The 16,898-nt window shown below is 48.2% G+C and carries 18 protein-coding genes and 2 pseudogenes; 11 read left to right on the top strand and 9 right to left on the bottom strand.

Features of this window, described 5'->3' with window-relative positions; translation table 11 throughout:
- Positions 1 to 38: 38 nt before the first annotated feature.
- The 3 genes from CW734_RS12700 to CW734_RS12690 are packed head-to-tail and all read right to left on the bottom strand — an operon-like array spanning position 39 to position 2,176.
- The gene (locus CW734_RS12700; RefSeq protein WP_101190768.1) at positions 39 to 761 is read right to left on the bottom strand and encodes an amino acid ABC transporter ATP-binding protein; all 723 of its coding nucleotides are present in this window, start codon (positions 759 to 761) and stop codon (positions 39 to 41) included.
- Positions 754 to 1,413, bottom strand: a complete 660-nt coding sequence (locus tag CW734_RS12695; protein ID WP_101190766.1) for an amino acid ABC transporter permease — start codon at positions 1,411 to 1,413, stop codon at positions 754 to 756. Before CW734_RS12695 ends, CW734_RS12700 begins: the two co-directional genes overlap by 8 nt.
- 31 nt (positions 1,414 to 1,444) lie before the next feature.
- Positions 1,445 to 2,176 (bottom strand): ABC transporter substrate-binding protein, encoded by a 732-nt coding sequence (locus CW734_RS12690; RefSeq protein ID WP_101190764.1) that lies wholly within the window; start codon positions 2,174 to 2,176, stop codon positions 1,445 to 1,447.
- Between the two features lie 235 nt (positions 2,177 to 2,411).
- Here CW734_RS12690 and CW734_RS20075 point away from each other — a divergent pair.
- The 5 genes and pseudogenes from CW734_RS20075 to CW734_RS12665 all read left to right on the top strand — a co-directional run bounded on the left by CW734_RS20075 (position 2,412) and on the right by CW734_RS12665 (position 6,425).
- A pseudogene (locus CW734_RS20075) lies at positions 2,412 to 2,955 on the top strand (pyroglutamyl-peptidase I).
- A 230-nt stretch (positions 2,956 to 3,185) separates the two neighbouring features.
- Entirely contained in the window at positions 3,186 to 4,052 is an 867-nt protein-coding gene (locus CW734_RS12680) for an ABC transporter ATP-binding protein (RefSeq protein WP_232787057.1), read from the top strand.
- A 13-nt stretch (positions 4,053 to 4,065) separates the two neighbouring features.
- On the top strand, positions 4,066 to 4,623 hold the full coding sequence (locus tag CW734_RS12675; protein WP_101190760.1) for a hypothetical protein: 558 nt from the start codon (positions 4,066 to 4,068) through the stop codon (positions 4,621 to 4,623).
- A 6-nt stretch (positions 4,624 to 4,629) separates the two neighbouring features.
- The gene (locus CW734_RS12670) at positions 4,630 to 5,325 is read left to right on the top strand and encodes an ABC transporter permease (protein ID WP_101190758.1); all 696 of its coding nucleotides are present in this window, start codon (positions 4,630 to 4,632) and stop codon (positions 5,323 to 5,325) included.
- Positions 5,322 to 6,425, top strand: coding sequence for an ABC transporter permease (locus tag CW734_RS12665; RefSeq protein ID WP_101190756.1), 1,104 nt, complete (start codon positions 5,322 to 5,324; stop codon positions 6,423 to 6,425). Before CW734_RS12670 ends, CW734_RS12665 begins: the two co-directional genes overlap by 4 nt.
- A 29-nt stretch (positions 6,426 to 6,454) precedes the next feature.
- On the opposite strand, the gene CW734_RS12660 is transcribed toward CW734_RS12665, so the two are convergent.
- On the bottom strand, positions 6,455 to 7,114 hold the full coding sequence (locus CW734_RS12660; RefSeq protein ID WP_101190754.1) for an HAD family hydrolase: 660 nt from the start codon (positions 7,112 to 7,114) through the stop codon (positions 6,455 to 6,457).
- A gap of 127 nt (positions 7,115 to 7,241) precedes the next feature.
- Between CW734_RS12660 and CW734_RS12655 the strand changes: the two genes are divergently transcribed.
- A complete protein-coding gene (locus CW734_RS12655; protein ID WP_101190753.1) occupies positions 7,242 to 7,535 on the top strand; it encodes a hypothetical protein in 294 nt (97 codons plus the stop codon).
- Between the two features lie 314 nt (positions 7,536 to 7,849).
- Here the strand turns inward: CW734_RS12655 and CW734_RS18490 are convergent, their stop codons facing one another.
- From CW734_RS18490 to aceA, 3 genes and pseudogenes are all read right to left on the bottom strand, one after another.
- The gene (locus CW734_RS18490) at positions 7,850 to 7,978 is read right to left on the bottom strand and encodes a YhfH family protein (RefSeq protein WP_198551089.1); all 129 of its coding nucleotides are present in this window, start codon (positions 7,976 to 7,978) and stop codon (positions 7,850 to 7,852) included.
- 18 nt (positions 7,979 to 7,996) lie between these two features.
- Positions 7,997 to 9,539 (bottom strand): annotated as a pseudogene (aceB, locus tag CW734_RS12650) (malate synthase A).
- Positions 9,540 to 9,592: 53 nt separating this feature from the next.
- On the bottom strand, positions 9,593 to 10,885 hold the full coding sequence (gene aceA / locus CW734_RS12645) for an isocitrate lyase (protein WP_101190751.1): 1,293 nt from the start codon (positions 10,883 to 10,885) through the stop codon (positions 9,593 to 9,595).
- 181 nt (positions 10,886 to 11,066) lie between these two features.
- Here aceA and CW734_RS12640 point away from each other — a divergent pair, with 181 nt between their 5' ends.
- The 3 genes from CW734_RS12640 (at position 11,067) to CW734_RS12635 (ending at position 12,111) form a co-directional block, all read left to right on the top strand.
- Positions 11,067 to 11,564: a LytTR family DNA-binding domain-containing protein gene (locus CW734_RS12640; RefSeq protein ID WP_232787056.1), complete on the top strand. Its 498-nt coding sequence runs from the start codon at positions 11,067 to 11,069 to the stop codon at positions 11,562 to 11,564.
- Positions 11,561 to 11,716 (top strand): LytTR family DNA-binding domain-containing protein, encoded by a 156-nt coding sequence (locus tag CW734_RS19125; protein ID WP_232787055.1) that lies wholly within the window; start codon positions 11,561 to 11,563, stop codon positions 11,714 to 11,716. Before CW734_RS12640 ends, CW734_RS19125 begins: the two co-directional genes overlap by 4 nt.
- Before the next feature lie 89 nt (positions 11,717 to 11,805).
- Positions 11,806 to 12,111, top strand: coding sequence for a hypothetical protein (locus tag CW734_RS12635; RefSeq protein WP_101190748.1), 306 nt, complete (start codon positions 11,806 to 11,808; stop codon positions 12,109 to 12,111).
- 55 nt (positions 12,112 to 12,166) lie between these two features.
- Here CW734_RS12635 and CW734_RS19120 read toward each other — a convergent pair whose 3' ends face one another.
- Complete coding sequence (locus CW734_RS19120) at positions 12,167 to 12,334, bottom strand: hypothetical protein (protein WP_232787054.1); 168 nt, start codon at positions 12,332 to 12,334, stop codon at positions 12,167 to 12,169.
- A gap of 853 nt (positions 12,335 to 13,187) precedes the next feature.
- Between CW734_RS19120 and CW734_RS12625 the strand changes: the two genes are divergently transcribed.
- The gene (locus tag CW734_RS12625; RefSeq protein ID WP_101190747.1) at positions 13,188 to 14,033 is read left to right on the top strand and encodes a LysM peptidoglycan-binding domain-containing protein; all 846 of its coding nucleotides are present in this window, start codon (positions 13,188 to 13,190) and stop codon (positions 14,031 to 14,033) included.
- 66 nt (positions 14,034 to 14,099) lie between these two features.
- Here the strand turns inward: CW734_RS12625 and CW734_RS12620 are convergent, their stop codons facing one another.
- The gene (locus tag CW734_RS12620; RefSeq protein ID WP_101192192.1) at positions 14,100 to 15,116 is read right to left on the bottom strand and encodes a TRM11 family SAM-dependent methyltransferase; all 1,017 of its coding nucleotides are present in this window, start codon (positions 15,114 to 15,116) and stop codon (positions 14,100 to 14,102) included.
- Between the two features lie 506 nt (positions 15,117 to 15,622).
- Between CW734_RS12620 and CW734_RS12615 the strand changes: the two genes are divergently transcribed.
- Complete coding sequence (locus CW734_RS12615; protein WP_101190745.1) at positions 15,623 to 16,789, top strand: aminotransferase class I/II-fold pyridoxal phosphate-dependent enzyme; 1,167 nt, start codon at positions 15,623 to 15,625, stop codon at positions 16,787 to 16,789.
- The last annotated feature ends 109 nt before the right edge of the window (positions 16,790 to 16,898 follow it).

Genomic DNA, 16,898 nt, shown 5'->3' with positions numbered 1-16,898 from the left:
ATGGACGAGAGTTTTGAGCATCACATGAACGTTTTCCGTTACAGTACTTTATCCAGGAAATCGCGTGCGCGTTCGCTCGCCGGATGTTTGAAAAAGCTTTCAGGCTCGCCTTCTTCGACAAGGACGCCATGGTCCAAAAACAAGACGCGGTCTGCGACTTCCCGGGCAAAGCCCATTTCATGGGTGACGACGACCATCGTCATGCCGGATTTCGCAAGATCTTTCATGACTTCCAGCACTTCCTTGACCATTTCCGGGTCGAGTGCCGAGGTCGGCTCGTCGAACAGCATGAGTTCCGGTTCCATGGCGAGTGCGCGTGCAATCGCGACGCGCTGCTTCTGACCGCCGGACAAGCTGTTCGGGTAGGCATCGGCTTTTTGCGCCAAACCGACGCGCTCCAGCAATTGGCGCGCCTTTTCTTCGGCGTCGTATTTTTTGACGCCTTTCGCTTTCATCGGGGCATACATCAAATTCTCTCGCACCGTCATATGAGGGAAGAGGTGAAAATGCTGGAATACCATGCCGATTTGCTGGCGGATTTTATGGATTTCTTTTTTGGAGGCGGTCAAGTTCTTGCCATTGATTTCAATGCTTCCTGAGCTCGGTGTCTCCAGTAAATTCAAGCAACGCAGAAAAGTCGATTTGCCGGAGCCGGACGGGCCGATGATCGCGACGACTTCGCCTTTTTGGATGCTGGTTGTAATATCGCTCAATACGAGGTTATCTCCGAATTTTTTCGATAAGGCTTGTACATCAATCACTAAGCTTCAATCTCCTTTCGACCATGCGCCCGATTACCGTCAAGCCCATGACCAGGCACCAATAAATCAGGCCGACAAACAATAGCGGCTCAAAGTTGCGGAACAAGTCTGCCCCGACTACTTGTGCCCGGCGCATCAAGTCCAGATAGCCGATCGTCGAGACAATGGCGGATTCTTTCGTTAAGGTTATGAATTCATTCATCAAGGCAGGCAGGATATTCTTCAGCGCCTGCGGCAAGATGATGTCTTTCATCATCGCGCCGTACGGAACGCCAAGAGCTTGCGCCGCTTCGAGCTGGCCTTTGTCGACTGCTTGGATACCGGCGCGGATGATTTCCGAAATATAAGCGGAGGAGTTCAAGCCGAATGCAAGAATCGCGGATAGAAACGGCGAGATGTCATAACCGGTCAATTGAGGAATCGAGTAATAAATGATCATCAGCTGCAAGATAAGCGGCGTTCCGCGAAAAATCGATGTATAGGCATCTGCGAACCATCTCAGCGGCTTTGCCGAACCGATTTTAAACAGCGCCAGTACGGTTCCGAGAATGGATCCGAGAATGATCGCGAAAAAGACGAATTTTAAAGTCACCCAAATCCCTTCGAGCATGAAGGGAATATACGGGACGATTTGTGAAAAATCTAGATTCATAACAGTTCCAACTCTTTTCTAAAGGCGAATTTTACTGCTCGTCTGTGAGCCATTTTTCTTTCAGTTCATCGAGTTTGCCGCTCTCTTCCATTTCAGCGAGGACAGCATTCACTTCTTCCACCAAATCGCTGCCTTTCGGGAAGGCAACCGCCATGCCAGGAGAAGCGGTCGTCGGGTCGTCGAATGCATCAAGCCCTTGTGCTTCGATATAGCCGAGCGCGACTTGCTTATCCATATAAGCAGCATCGATGCGTCCGGAAAGAATCTCCTGGATCAATGCGCCGGAATCGTCGAGCGCCTTCAGTTCGAAATCGATCGCTTCATCCTCGATGATGCTCTTCGCGCCTTCTTCTTGGATCGTGCCAAGTTGGACACCCACCGTCAATCCTTCCAGATCTTCAAGTGTCTCGAGGCCAGAGTCTTTTTGGGAGACGAACATTTCACCAGAATGGTTGTATTCCGTGGAGAAGTCGACGTTTTCCTTACGGGCATCCGTCGCGGACATGCCGGCCAACACCAGGTCGACGCGGTCATTTTGCAAAGCGCCGATCAAACCGTCGAATTTCATATCGGTGATTTTCAGTTCAACACCGAGTTCATCTGCGATATAATTAGCAAGGTCGATATCAAAACCGACGATGTCGCCTTGTGGGTTGCGTGATTCAAAAGGCGCGAACTCAGCCGATGTGCCCATTTCCAATGCCTCTTTTTGTTCGGCAGCTCCAGTGCCTGTGTCTTCTTGGCCGCAAGCTGTCAACAGCAGTGCAGAAACGCCGCCTGCAAGTAAGTATGATTTTCATAATAATTCCCTCCGTTGTATGTTTATTCGATAAAATGAATCTTAACACGATGGAAGAACAAGTAAAAGAGTTTTATACATATCTATGAATAATTATTAATTCAAATAGTTCAGAAAATTGGAGTGTGTAAGGATGAAAACTTTGCTTTTGACAGGATTCGAACCTTTCTTGGAATACACGGTCAACCCGACGATGAGAATCGCGGAGAAATTGGACGGCGAACAGATGGGCGGATACCGCATCGTCAGCCGCATATTGCCGGTCGATTTTAACCATTCAGGCGAATTGATACTGAAATGGATCGAAGAGTTGAAGCCTGATGCGGTCGTTTCTTTGGGGCTCGCAGCTGGCCGCTACAAGATTACGCCTGAGCGTGTCGCACTTAATGTCAAAGACGGCGATGCGGATAATGAAGGTTACCAGCCGGTCGATGAACCGATTTCCGCACAGGGGCCCGCTGCTTATTTATCGACTTTGCCGGTGCGCAGTATGACACAAGCATTGCTTCAGGCAGGGCTGCCGGCGGAGATCTCCAATACAGCCGGTGTATATCTATGCAATAATTATGTATGAAGGGCTTCATTTCGCAGCCACGAACAAGCCGGAAATGCTGTCGGGCTTTATCCACATTCCGGCAGACCATCAGCTGGCGATTGAGCACGGAAAGCTGCCAAGCTGGTCGCATGAAGATTTGTTGCGAGGTGTGCGAATTTGCTTGGAAACAATGGCTGAAGAAAGATAATGAAACTTAAAAGACAGAGCCGTGGAGCTCTGTCTTTTTATTAATGAGCAGAAATAGATGGGAGAGAACTTCACGGAAAAGAGTGAATATTCTTATAGAATATAATGGCATTTTGTGAATTGAAGTAGGATAGATTTAACAAGAGTTTTAGGAATGGAGGTGCCTTATGCTTGAAACGCAGCAGCTGACAAAAATTCAAAGATACCATTGCGGTCAATGAAGTGAGTTTGGTGCTCAGGCAAGGGGAATCGGTCGGGCTATTGGGGCCGAACGGGGCCGGGAAATCTACTGCGATCGCCATGATCTCCACTTTAATGAAACCGAGCTCGGGCGATGTCAGGCTCAATGGCAAGAGCGTGTTGAAAAAGCCTGCCGAAATGCGCCGTGTGCTCGGCGTCGTGCCGCAAAAAATCGCCTTGTACGAAGAGTTGAGCGCTTATGAGAACTTGAAATTCTTCGGCCGGCTGTATGGCTTATCGGGAAACAAGCTCGAACAGCGCATCGATTATGTGCTGGAACTCGTCGGTTTGGCAGACCGGAAAAAAGAGCTGGTCAAAAATTATTCAGGAGGCATGCAGCGGAGGGTCAATCTGGCAGCAGCGATGATGCATGAACCGGAAGTGCTGATCATGGACGAACCGACAGTCGGCATCGACCCGCAATCGCGCAACCACCTGTTAGAGACGATCCGCAAGCTCAACCAGGACGAAGGAATGACGGTCCTCTATACGAGCCATTACATGGAAGAAGTGGAAAAGCTCTGTGACCGCGTCTACATCATGGACCACGGTAAAGTCATCGCGGAAGGAACGAAAGAAGAGCTCAAAGCGATTTTGTCAGATCAGGAAACAGTACTGATCGAATTTGACCAACATTATCCGGAACTCTTTACAAAACTCAGTGAAATAGAAGGAGTCCAGCACGCGACAGCCGAGGAGCATAGCTTGAAGCTGATCATCCCGAAAGGCACGAGATTGCTTGGGGCTTTGTTTCATGAAGCAGAACGCTACGGCGCCCAAGTGGTCAACGTCAATGTACAGACGCCGACGCTTGAAGACGTATTCCTGCGGCTAACCGGACGCAAATTAAGGGATTGAGGAGGGGAGCATTATGGGCGCTTTTCTAATAAAAGACATCATGTTATTGCTCCGTGACCGCTCCGAACTATTGGTGCTTTTAGCCATGCCTTTTTTGCTCATTGCGATTCTCGGCTTTTCTCTGCGCGGCATTTTTTCAGGGGACCTAGAAGCTTTGGAAATGGATATTGCGCTCGTTTCGGAAGAGGACGAAGCACAGGCAGTGGAGTCGTTTCAAGGTGAAATTGAAGAAATGGGGCTGCCGCCAGAACAAGCACAGGCGCTGAAGCAGGCGGCTGAATCGGCCAGTCCGCAAACAATGCTCATCTCGCTGCTGGAAGATGAGAATTTGAGTGAGTTGATAACGGTCGAACGGATGGGCCAGACGCAGGCTCAAGAAAGCCTGGATGAAGAAACGGTAGATGCCGTCATCACCTTGCCACAAGGCTTTACGCAAAATTCCTTGAGAAATATGCTGTTCGGCTCAAACAAGGGCGGCGAACTGGAATTGCTGGTAGCGGATTTATCTTCACCGCAAACGGATGTCCTCGAGTCCATCCTCGACGAATTTGTGCGCACTGTGAATTTTTAAGCGTCAATTTCCAGGCTGTCGGGACAGGAGTCGGCAGCGGAAGTATCCGGCGGCATCGAAACGATCACTGCACGTGAGCCGATTACTTCGTTCCAATATTATACGATCGGCATGGCTGTCATGTTCGTGCTGTTCGTCGGGTCGACCATTGCCGGACAGGCAAACCTAGAACAAAAGCAGATGGTCTTTGACCGCATCCGCTTGTCGAACCGCTCACCGCTGCTGTATTTAAGCAGCAAAGCCATCGCTGCAGCGGCGATTGTTTTCGTGCAGCTTACTTTGTTGTTCGGTTTATCGGCGCTATTGTTCCAGACGTTTGCAGCCGATTCCTGGGCTTTTTGGTCGGGGATCGCCATCATTTCCATCGTACTGGCATTATCGGTCGGCTGCCTGGCTGCTTTGATGGTCGCTTTAACGTTGAGACTTGAAAGCGATGCCGTCCCTGCGATTTTCTCCGGCGGCTTTATTTCCCTGATGGCGTTTGTCGGCGGCAGTTTTATGCCGCTTGACGGTATGCCGGAAATGCTACGGACGATCGGCAATTGGACCCCGAATGGAGCGGCGCTGTCCGCCTATTTTTCCTGGCTGTTGGAACCTGAGCTTGGCCAGTTGGCGGGGCCGCTCATGAGGATTGCGGTCGTGGCAGTGGTGTTTTTGCTGTTGGCACTCGCCTTATTTCCTAGAAAGGGGGGAGCGGCATGAAAGCTGTGTTCTTGTTGCAATGGCGCCGTTTTTACCGAAAACCCCTGCTCGTTTTGGCGATGTTCGGGTTGACCGTTATTTTCGTCTCCGTCACAGCGGCGGGAGGGCAAAGCGGGCCGCAAATGATACCTGTCTATGCAGATGAATCGATGAATGAGCTGCAAGCGCAAACTTGGCTCGAGCGCTTGAACGGAGAAGATGAATTCCAGTTTGAATTAATGCCCGAATCCGAAGCCCGCTCGTATGTAGCGGAAGGCGACGTCTCGCAAGCGGTCAGCTTACTTGAGACCGATTACCGTTTGCTTGTCGGCAGGGAAGACCCGTCGCGATTTGCGCTGGATTCGTTTCTGCGTCGCATGTATTCAGAGGAATTGCGTCTGCAAAAAGCGGAGCAAACAACGCCAGGAATCAGGGGGCAGATGGAATCATCTTTGTCGGAGCCGGCGCTGAGACTCGCGGTCGAATCGCTGCAAGGTGAGGAAGACAGTTTTCAATACAACGGGCAGCTCCAGCTATTGTTTGGCATGACCTTATTTTTTGTCATCTATACGATCATGTTCAGCCTGGTGCGCATTGTGGATGAAAAAAGGACGGGGACGTGGAGCCGTATGATCATTTCACCGGTCCGGAAATGGCAAATGTATCTTGGGCATCTTGGCTATAGTTTTTTGATTGGGTTTTCCCAGATTACGCTCATTTTCCTATTGTTCCGCTTTGCGTTCGGTTTTGAGCTGGGAGATCGGTTCTGGCTATTGATCGTCATTGCGGCGTGCTACACATTTTCCATCGTCGCACTTGGGCTTTTGATCATTTCACTTATCACCAAACCGCAACAGCTCGGGGCCGTCATTCCGATTGTCGCGACGGGGATGGCGATGGTGGGCGGTGCGTTCTGGCCGATTGAGCTGGTGACCAATGAAATCCTGCTTGCAGTATCGAAAGCATTGCCCATCACGTATGGCTTGCAGGCCTTAACGAGTGTCGCCGTCTACGGAAACGGTGTGCAGGCGGTCGCGTTGCCGCTCTTGCTATTGCTTGGTTTCGGCAGTATCTGCATGGCGATCGCCATCCGTTTAATGGAATGGCGCAGCTCTTCATAAAAAAAAAGAACCGCAACCGCGGTTCTTTTTCAAATAATTTCCCAGTTGCGTTCAGAGGCGAGTGTACGGAGGCGGGCTTCGGGACGAACAGCGACCGGATTGCCGACAAGCTCCAGCACAGGCACATCTGACAGACTGTCGCCATAGGCATAGCTGTTTTTCCAATCGATCGTTTTATTGCCGAGTGCTTCTAGGATCTTTTCGGTTTTGAGTGGCCCTTGGATATGGATGACAGGTGTTCGATGGGCGAGAATATCCGCTTCGTAGGGGACTTCCGTGCCAATGATTTTCTCGATCGGCAGTTCTTTCGTTACGGCATGCAAGAGTGGCGTGAATGCGCCGGATACGAGCATGCAATAGTCTTCGTTGGAGACGTGTTGTTTTAGGCGTTCGACGACTTCCTGGTTGAAATCATCATGCATAAGATCTGCGATTTCACCGAAATATTCTTCGAGCTCTTGTTTTGAAAAGGTTTCGAGTGCTGCGAGATAAGCCTGGACGGAACGTGCACGCATTTTCGCTTCCGGATAAATCTTCAGTTTATGGCCGATATAGGGAGGCATGATGGCACGGTAAAATTTGCGGTATCTGCGGCTATGGATTGGGTGGTTCTTTAGATGGTTCATCATCAATTGAAATGTTTCTTTTGCATACAAAGTGCCATCAAAATCGAATATGGCGACGCGCATAGAATCCCTCCACTCTCATTTTCCTGCTGTTTCCATCATAGCGGAAATCTCCAGTTTTCACCAAGCATGTTTAGCCGTTTTCTTCACAAGGGTATGGAAAAGAAACAATGAAGCTGGAGGGGTAGACATGGCAAAACAACGAATTACGGTCGGTTACGTAGAATTGACGCAAGACGAATCGGACCGCCTGTTTGAACAAGTAAAAAAATCGAGAGGCATCGATTCATACGGAGAACTCCAAAGTTTGATGGAAGATTACGATGCGACTGTTGAAGAACCGGTCAAGCAGCCGCTGAAGGAAGTCCTCGATGAAGACGAAGCACCGGAAGAACCTGCCGCACAAGGCATGCGCTATATCAATATCTTCAACGCCATCGAAGCCGATGAAAGCTATCGCATTGAAGCATCGAACCAGGAATGATCGATAGAAAAGGGAGATCCGATTATGGATCTCCCTTTTCAGAGTACTGAATAAGTTTGAAAACATTTCAATTCATAAGAAATGGATACATTTGCTGTATTAAGAAATGAATGAGTTATCTAAGTGTTTGTAGAAGCGTCCGCTCGACTCCTGCGGGAATAGCGGGTTTGAGAGACCCCGCAGGAACGAAGTGACGAGGAGGCTCGATTCCCGCCCCGAGGAAAGCGAGTGGTAAGCTTCGTAAAACACGGTTCTTCAGTGTTTCTCGACAGCCTAAAAAGGGAGATCCGATTTCGGATCTCCCTTTTTAATGTCTATTCGTCTTTATTAGCGATGCAGCGTTCGCATTCGTAGATGATCGATTCGCGGCGTTCTTTGATTTCACAACCGCATTCCCGGCATTCTTTTCGTGTACGCGTCTCATAAGTTTGCATGTTTTTCATAGTGATCTCCTCCAGTTTTTAGTTTAGTTTTTCGTACCCTGGCAGCGTCAAGAATTCAGCAAAATCACTTTGCAATGTGAGACTTGTAAACAACTCGCGGGCTTCCGCGTAGTGTCCGGCATTATAGCGCTCTTCGCCGACCGCTTGTTTGATCAAAGCATCTTCTTCTTCGATGACTTCGTGGAACAAGCTGACGTCGACTTTACGTCCATCTTCTAGGACGCCCTTCGGATGGCGGATCCATTGCCACACTTGGGAGCGGGAAATTTCCGCTGTCGCTGCATCTTCCATCAAATTATTGATCGGTGCAGCGCCGTTTCCGGAAAGCCAAGAGGCGATATATTGGATGCCGACTGAGATATTGGAACGCAGGCCTTCTTCGGTGATCGAGCCTTCCGGTACTTCGACCAGCTGTTCTGCGGTCACGTGGACATCGTCGCGCTGTTTGTCGATCTGGTTCGGTGTCGGCATGTATTTGTCGAATTGCTCCATCGCCGTCTGGACCATGCCAGGGTGGGCGACCCACGTGCCGTCATGGCCGTCCGTCACTTCACGGCGCTTGTCTTCAGCAACTTTGTTGAAGGCGGCTGTGTTGGCAACGTCATCGCCTTTGACCGGGATTTGGGCAGCCATGCCGCCCATTGCCGGAGCACCTCTTCGGTGGCAGGTTTTGATGCACAGCGACGTATATGCCTTCATGAATGGAACCGTCATGGTCACCTGGGAGCGATCCGGGAAGATATAATCCGGATTGTTGCGCATGCGCTTGATGACAGAAAAGATGTAATCCCAGCGGCCACAGTTGAGGCCAGCTGAATGATCGCGCAATTCGTAAAGGATTTCGTCCATTTCGAATGCTGCCATGATCGTCTCGATCAACACCGTCGCCCGGATCGTGCCTTGCGGAATGCTGAGCTCATCTTGTGCAAAGATGAATACATCGTTCCAAAGGCGCGCTTCCAGATGGCTCTCAAGTTTCGGCAAATAGAAGTAAGGGCCAGTGCCGCGGTCAATCAATTCTTTGGCATTATGGAAAAAATATAGCCCGAAATCGACCAGGCTGCCGGAAGTCGGCTTTCCATCAATGAGTAGGTTCTTCTCCGGTAGATGCCAGCCGCGCGGTCGCACCATCAAGACTGCGGTTTTCATTAAGCGTATATTTCTTGCCGGTTTCAGGAATTTCAAAATCGATTTGCCGGCGAACTGCATCACGCAAATTGACTTGTCCGTCGATGACGTTGTACCAGCTTGGTGCTGTTGCGTCTTCGAGGTCCGCCATGAACATCTTCGCGCCGGAGTTCAGCGCGTTGATGAGCATCTTGCGGTTGGTCGGGCCGGTGATTTCCACTCTGCGGTCTTTCATATCTTCCGGAAGGGAAGCAATCTGCCAGTCCCCTTCCCGGATTTCTTTCGTTTCAGGGAGGAAATCGAGTTTCTTGCCGCTATCGAGTTCTTGTTGGCGCACCTGGCGTTTCTCCAGAAGTTCGATCCGACGCTTGTCGAAACGAGTGTGCAGCTTCTCAATGAACTCCAGCGCTTCAGGAGTCAGGATCTCCTCCATGCCTGAAACCGCTTCACCTGTAATCTGTACATTCGATTTCGTCAGCAATCAAATCACCCTTTCACTGTCTGGAATTGCTCGGTTTCAGTAGAACCTTGCATCGCCGTCGTTGAGCTTGTGCCGCCAGAAACGATTTGAGAGATTTCATCGAAGTAGCCAGTACCCACTTCACGCTGGTGGCGCGTTGCTGTGTAGCCTTTTGACTCTGAAGCGAATTCAGCTTGCTGCAATTTCGAGTAAGCGGCCATGCCGTTGTCTTTGTAGTCGTGAGCCAGTTCGAACATGCTGTGGTTGAGTGCATGGAAACCTGCAAGTGTAACGAATTGGAATTTATAGCCCATCTTGCCAAGTTCGACTTGGTATTTCGCGATGGTTTCCTCATCAAGCTTCGCAGCCCAGTTGAATGAAGGTGAGCAATTGTATGCGAGCATCTTGCCTGGGAACTGTGCATGGATGGCATCAGCAAATTGCTGAGCTTCTTCCAAGTTCGGATGGGAAGTTTCACACCAGATCAAGTCCGCGTATGGTGCGTAAGCAAGTCCGCGGGCGATGGCCTGGTCAATGCCTGGGTTTGTGCGGTAGAAACCTTCCGGTGTGCGTTCGCCGGTGATGAACTGATGATCGCGCTCATCGATATCGCTTGTGATCAAGTCTGCTGCATCCGCATCCGTACGGGCGATGATCAATGTCGGAACGCCCAACACATCAGCTGCGAGTCTTGCGGAAATAAGGTTTTTCACTGCGTTTTGAGTCGGCAGCAATACTTTACCGCCAAGATGTCCACATTTTTTCTCGGAAGCGAGTTGATCTTCGAAGTGAACGCCAGCTGCGCCAGCTTCGATCATCGACTTCATCAATTCGTAGACATTGAGCGGTCCGCCGAACCCTGCTTCAGCATCTGCGACAATCGGTGCGAACCAGTCGAAGCCTTCTGTGTTTTCAACGCTGTCGATTTGGTCTGCACGTTGAAGGGCACGGTTGATTTTGCGGACAACATCCGGAACCGAGTTAACCGGGTACAAGCTTTGGTCCGGGTACATCTGGCCCGCGGAGTTGGCGTCCGCTGCTACTTGCCAGCCGCTCAAGTAAATTGCCTGAAGCCCGGCTTTCACTTGTTGGATTGCCTGGTTGCCAGTCAATGCGCCGAGTGCGTTGACGAAAGGCATTTCATTGATCTGGCGGTAGAGGCGATCTGCACCGAGTTTTGCAAGTGTGTGCTCGATCATGACTGACCCGCGGAGTTTGATAACATCTTCCGCTGTATATGGACGCTCGATGTTCTCCCAGCGTTTATCTTCCTGCCATGCTTTGTTCAATTCCTCGATTTGCTGTTGTTTGTTTACCATTCCAACCATCCCTTTCCGGAGTGAAAATATTTTTTAACATCAACTGTATTAATACAGTTTGTTTTGATGTATATTAATATATAACAGAATATTCAGCTTGTCCTGAAAAAATGACAGGAGCCGATATAGGTGGATAAGAGGCGGAATATTCGGACGAATGGACTTGAAAGGGGAAATGGCTATGGCAAACACTGTATTGGAACAGGTAGGATTCATTATCGGGGATTGGATTCCGAAAGAGGCATCGATCGCTGTTGCGGCTGATAATCGGTATATCTACTATAAAGCCGGCGTCCACGATCTCTCCATTAAAGAAGGGCAGCCAGTATCATCCGGCACCATCGCGGCACGTGTCGCTAAAGAAGGCAGCAAAGTCGAAATGTATGTCGAAGAAGCTGTCCTCGGTTCTGCTTACTATGGAATCGGCTATCCGATCACCATCGATCACCGAGATGCCGTTCTGGTCATTACCTTGCCGCCCGATTACGTGGTAGGGAGAAAAAAACCTCTCGCCTTTTTGACCGGCAAGCAAGATGACAGTTGGCGCCCGATTCCTGTCGAAAGAGTATCCCATATCGAAAGCAGCCAAAAGAAAACCTGGTTCTATGCAGACGAAGATCCTTATTGTTCGAGCCATACACTGAAGAATCTGAAAGAACAACTGCCTGATTATTTTTGACCGTCCATCGTTCATTTATCGTCAACGTGCATTATATAGAAGAAATCGCAAAAGACGTCGCCTCGAATTATGTCTTGACTTTGCGCGACGGCTCGACGATTCCCGTCAGCCAAAACTATACAGCCCAAGTGCGCAGCCGTCTTGGATTTTAACAATTTTACAATCGGTTCGGCAGGAAATGGAGTGCGCAAGTGGAATAATTTATGCAGAACGTAAAACGAGGAGAAAGGTGGAGGCGGATATGACAATCTGGCCTAAATCCAAGCTCGGCAATATTTCTGTTGTCTTCACGGTCGTCCCGTTATTGTTGGCACTGGTCATCGCCCTTGCCGGCGCATTCCAGGATTTGCCGCTGGCGTTTGAAGGGGAGATGTCCGATAACTTGCTGTTGACGTTTCTGCTGCTGATGTCCCTTGCGTCTTTTGTTGTCGCACTTCTTTCCGGCATCAGTTCGATGTTGATCCGGAGGGAGCGTTCGATGGCAGTCATTGCTTCGATTGTCGTCTCCATCGTCGCGCTTGTCGTTTCGTGGAGTTGGTGGGTATAAGTTTCTTCTATAAAAAAGCCGTTGAGTAATCGCTCAACGGCTTTTGCACTTTACGCTATTGTTCTTTATATTGCTTTATTTTCTCAAGCACTTCTTCCTGTTCCTTATCGGCATCCGAGGTGGATGGAATGAAAGGATGTTCGTTGAAATCCATCCGTTTCCCATAGCGGAGCATTTCGTAGATAATCATGCCATTATTGGGCATGCCGCCTTGCATTTTCATGGGCACCACATCAAACAATAGGTAAAAATAGCGTAGAAAACAAATCGATCCCAAAAGTCATGAATGACGCCATTGGCAAGGAGCGTATTGAGTGTCAATGCCAGAACGAGAGTCATCAAGATAGGGCTCCCATATAAAAATATAAGCGAATTTATTGTCTCTTCAATGAATCGTAAGAAAACCAACTATACAATTGATAGTATTTCCGTACATCGAGTATCCCCATTTTAAAAACACGCGGGCCAGAGCCGATTGTAAGCCTTGGGTTCTTCACCCCGACAAGGCCGCTGGCAATCAGATATCCCGACTCCCTTATGAGAATCGTCAATGGCAGTATAATAAAAGCGGAAATAACGAGTGAAATAAAATCAGATAAGCCGAACATCGAATTCTCCTTTCCGTCTCAGGTAAAAACAAAAAGTATATAAATAAGATGATTGTGCAAAATAAAAACACCAAAAAGAAGCTTGCACTCTCTTGGTGTTACTCCAGCTCAATTGTCTGGCTCACTCAACCGAATTATTAAAATAGGATCAATCAATTAGTGTGTAAGGCGCGGCAATCACCAATGAACAATGGCCATTCACCTTGATGGAGCAGAATCCATTTCATGGTTTTATGATAGCCATTGTTTTAGGCAATGTCAAAATATCCATTACCCAATTTTGCGCCTGAACGGTGTAAGCTGATAACTGCCCAATATTATAGAAGCTAGGGAAATGTAGGGTTAGCTTTATGCATAACGAATTGTGTAAATGCCGTAATAATAACAAATTAATGATTGTTATTTTTAATAAAAGGGTACTTAAGTAATGGTGGAAACAAAAATAAAACAGGAAAGTAGGGAGGTAAAATGACTGAATTTCATTTGAAACCTGTCCCTCCAGCCAATAAGAAAGAGCTTCAAACGCCGAAAGGAAAAAAACGGTTATCCAAAGTTCTCTTGTCATTTGCGCTAGTCTCGTCTGCAGCAGCGGCAGGCCCTATTATGTCACCCAGTGCGGCAACGGAAGTGGCCAGTTATTACATTGTGCAAAAAGGGGACACGTTCTACAGCATCGCGAAAAAGTACGGATTGGTGGTTGAACAGCTGATGGCCGCGAACTTTACGACGAGCACCAAAATCATCGTTGGGCAAAAAATTGCCATCCCGCATAAAACCCAAGCATGGTCTGGAAACCAGGAAGATTTAAATACAAGAAATTATCAGGTGGTCAAAGGGGATACTTTGTATTCCATTTCCAAACGAACCGGTGTTTCGATCGACAGCATCAAAAGAATGAACAACTTAACATCGGACTTAATCATGATTGGGCAAATCTTGACGCTATACCCTGATGTCGGGGTGATTCACCGGACTTCCGCAACATACTACGTGAAGTCAGGCGATACGAAATACACCTTGCGAAACAAATTCGGCAACACGATCACTTTGCCAAGTGGCGAATTACAAGTGCTCCAGCCGCTTAAAATTTCAGGCGAAGTGCTTGAAATCACCACCGAAGAACCTTTCGGGCTGGCAGATGGCCGAGTGATTGAAGTGAAAGTCGGTAATGATTATTATGCGATTAACCTGTATCAAGGAAACGAGCCAATCCAGTATTTGGCGGATCGCAATGATCTTAGGCTGACATTTACGGTAGTTCGTGTAGGCGAGCGGTATGAGATGGTTTCTTATGTGGTGCAAGAGTTGGACTAGAATTGGAAGTTGGCGTTTGAACAGCTAGAGAAAAATCACCCGGACGTAATCTGTCCGGGTGATTTTTTATGGTCTCGCTTTGATTTTGGTTTTTTGAAAATCCTGGCTAGAAAAATGCGGCATCTCCGTTTTCTCACAAACGAGAATTTCACGCAGAAACAGCGATTTTTTTGCGATGCAACGGTCAGTTATTGTGAACCCTGCATTCTCTATCATATGGTCGATCGGGTCGATAGTGACGACAAGCAGTTTTTCTGTGACTGGCAAGGCATGTTTCAGGATTTCCTGCTGTTCATCGGGTGTTGCGTGCGTGTACAGATTATAAGGCATATCAATGATGGCGACGTCGTATTGCTCTGTAATATCGGCAATTGCGCCCAAATCGACCGATCCAGATAAACCGAAATGCGCTATGTTTTCCCGCGAGCCATCGACGACGAGCGGATTGATATCCCGCCCAACGATGTCGATCCCCATCGATAAGGCTTCGACCAGCACCGTCCCGATTCCGCAGCAAGGATCGATCGCTTTGATGCCTGTTGGCTCCGGCACGGCAATATTGGCAATGGCGCGAGCGGTTTTCGTACTGAGTGCAGTGGAATATTCACGCGGTTTTTGCTGGTGTTTAAACCAGACCGATTTGCTCAATTGATAGATCCCGAAATGCCAGCGGCCGTCAAATGGAATCAGCCCGAATATGATATCCGGATTATGGACATCGGCTTTTCCTTTGATGACAAAACCGATTTGACGCTCCATGTCACGCTTTTCTTCAAAATCCACTTGCTCAGCCGCGTCCAAACCGTTAATTTTCGGAAAGATCACTTTGAATGTGGAATTTTCCATGTCCAGTTTCTCAGCCTGTTTGACAATGTCCGCAAATTCCCCTCCTTCAAACAAGAGCTCAATCCGTTCCTTGATGAATGGGCTTCGCCCAGGAGCGATGCCACGGCTGCTTTTGATGACTTTTCCGCCAGTGTCCGTTCCAAAAAATGCGCGCATTTCCAATTGGCATAAATCCTTTTCGTCTTGATGGTAAGCATAGGTATATATAAATCCACCTGTTGGCGATAATGGTTTCAATTCATCCCGTCCTTCTTGAAGCACTCTCTTTAAACTATATATGCCAAGTATACCAATACCAGCGGCATAATAAGGCACCTGTAACATCAAAAAGCCGAGTAACTCCATAATAAAGCTTATTCTACACTCTCCAAAGATACATTTCCTGACTCGATGCGAAAGCCAAACCCAAAGCGGGGCGGCGGATACGAAGCATTCCTCAAACAAAGGATGGAACGGTTCCGCACCAAAATGCCCAACACCTAATAAAGCATTCAATCCATCCTTGTAAACAGCAATAAGATTTTTCGGGATTTGGTACAATCCGCTCGTCATTTAACTCTCAATTCATGTATTATTGCACGTAGTGGTCAAGTTAACAAAATGTTTTGAGACAGTGTGCTCATGTTCAAATAATAACCTGGGCTAACTGCCATCTAGTTAGAAAAGTTACTTAGCACACACCGCTCACTATAATATGAATTATTGGAAAAAGTAATTGCTAGTTGCAGAAAGGTTGATTCTTTATGAGTATGAAGTTAAATAAACGAGTCGAGTCGATTCGGATTTCCGGGATCCGTCAATTCGCTAATCAAATACCGGCTTATCCCGAGGCGGTCAATTTGACGATCGGCCAGCCGGATTTTCCTACGCCCGAAGCGGTTAAACAGGCAGGGGCCGAAGCTATCCGCAATGATCAGACGAGCTATACCCATAATGCAGGTGCGATGGAGCTGCGCCAGGCCATTCAATCGTTTTTCAAAGACAGCTACGGCTTGTCGTACCGTGCAGAAGATGAAATCATTGTCACTAACGGTGCAAGCGAAGGGCTGGATTCGGTATTCCGGACGATTTTGGAAGAAGGCGATGAAGTGATCTTGCCAGCGCCGACTTATCCAGGCTACGAGCCGCTCGTGCAACTATGCGGCGCCAAAGTCGTCTACTTGGATACATCGAAAACTGGCTTTAAACCAGATCCACAAGCGCTCGAAGAACTGATCACTGATCGTACGAAAGCGGTTTTGATGAACTTTCCATCCAATCCTACAGGCGTCACGATGGAAATGGACGAGTTGAACGCTTTAAAAACCGTGTTCGAACGCCACGATCTGTTTATTGTAGCTGATGAAATCTATAGTGAAAACACATTCGGCGGTGCCCATTGCACATTCGCCTGCTTTGAGAGCTTGCGTGAGAAAACCATTCTTGTGCATGGTTTATCAAAATCCCATTCGATGACAGGGTGGCGCATCGGCTTTATTTTAGGACCGGTGGAAGTGATGCAACATGTGTTGAAAGTGCATCAATACAATGCGATCTGCGCCTCGACACCTTCACAATATGCAGCCATCGAAGCGCTTACTCACCAACGCCATGTGCCGGCTGAAATGAACAAAGCCTATATCGAACGCCGTGATTTTGTTTACAAGCGGCTGACAGAGATGGGAATTGAGGTCGTCATGCCGACAGGAGCATTCTATATTTTTCCGTCCATCAAAAAATTTGGTTTAACGTCTTATGACTTTGCCATCCGTTTATTAAAAGAAGGCGGTGTGGCAGCGGTGCCTGGATCGGCATTCACTGAATATGGAGAAGGCTTCCTGCGCATTTCCTATGCTTACAGCATGCCAGTTTTAAAGCAAGGGATGGACCGTCTGGAGAATTTTATTTCAACACTAAAAAAACAGGTATAACAGCATTGCCAGCCAGTTTACAGCGTAAAGCCGTCTAGCTTGTTTCAAGGCTTAGCCAGTGAATTCAACTCGAAATTGTTTGCCCTTTTGTATTTTAATGAGGAATTTA

It is taken from the genome of Planococcus sp. MB-3u-03 (assembly GCF_002833405.1).
Classification (GTDB): domain Bacteria; phylum Bacillota; class Bacilli; order Bacillales_A; family Planococcaceae; genus Planococcus.
The sequence above is the reverse complement of the archived record's forward strand: the minus strand, read 5'-3'. Positions and strand labels throughout refer to the sequence as shown.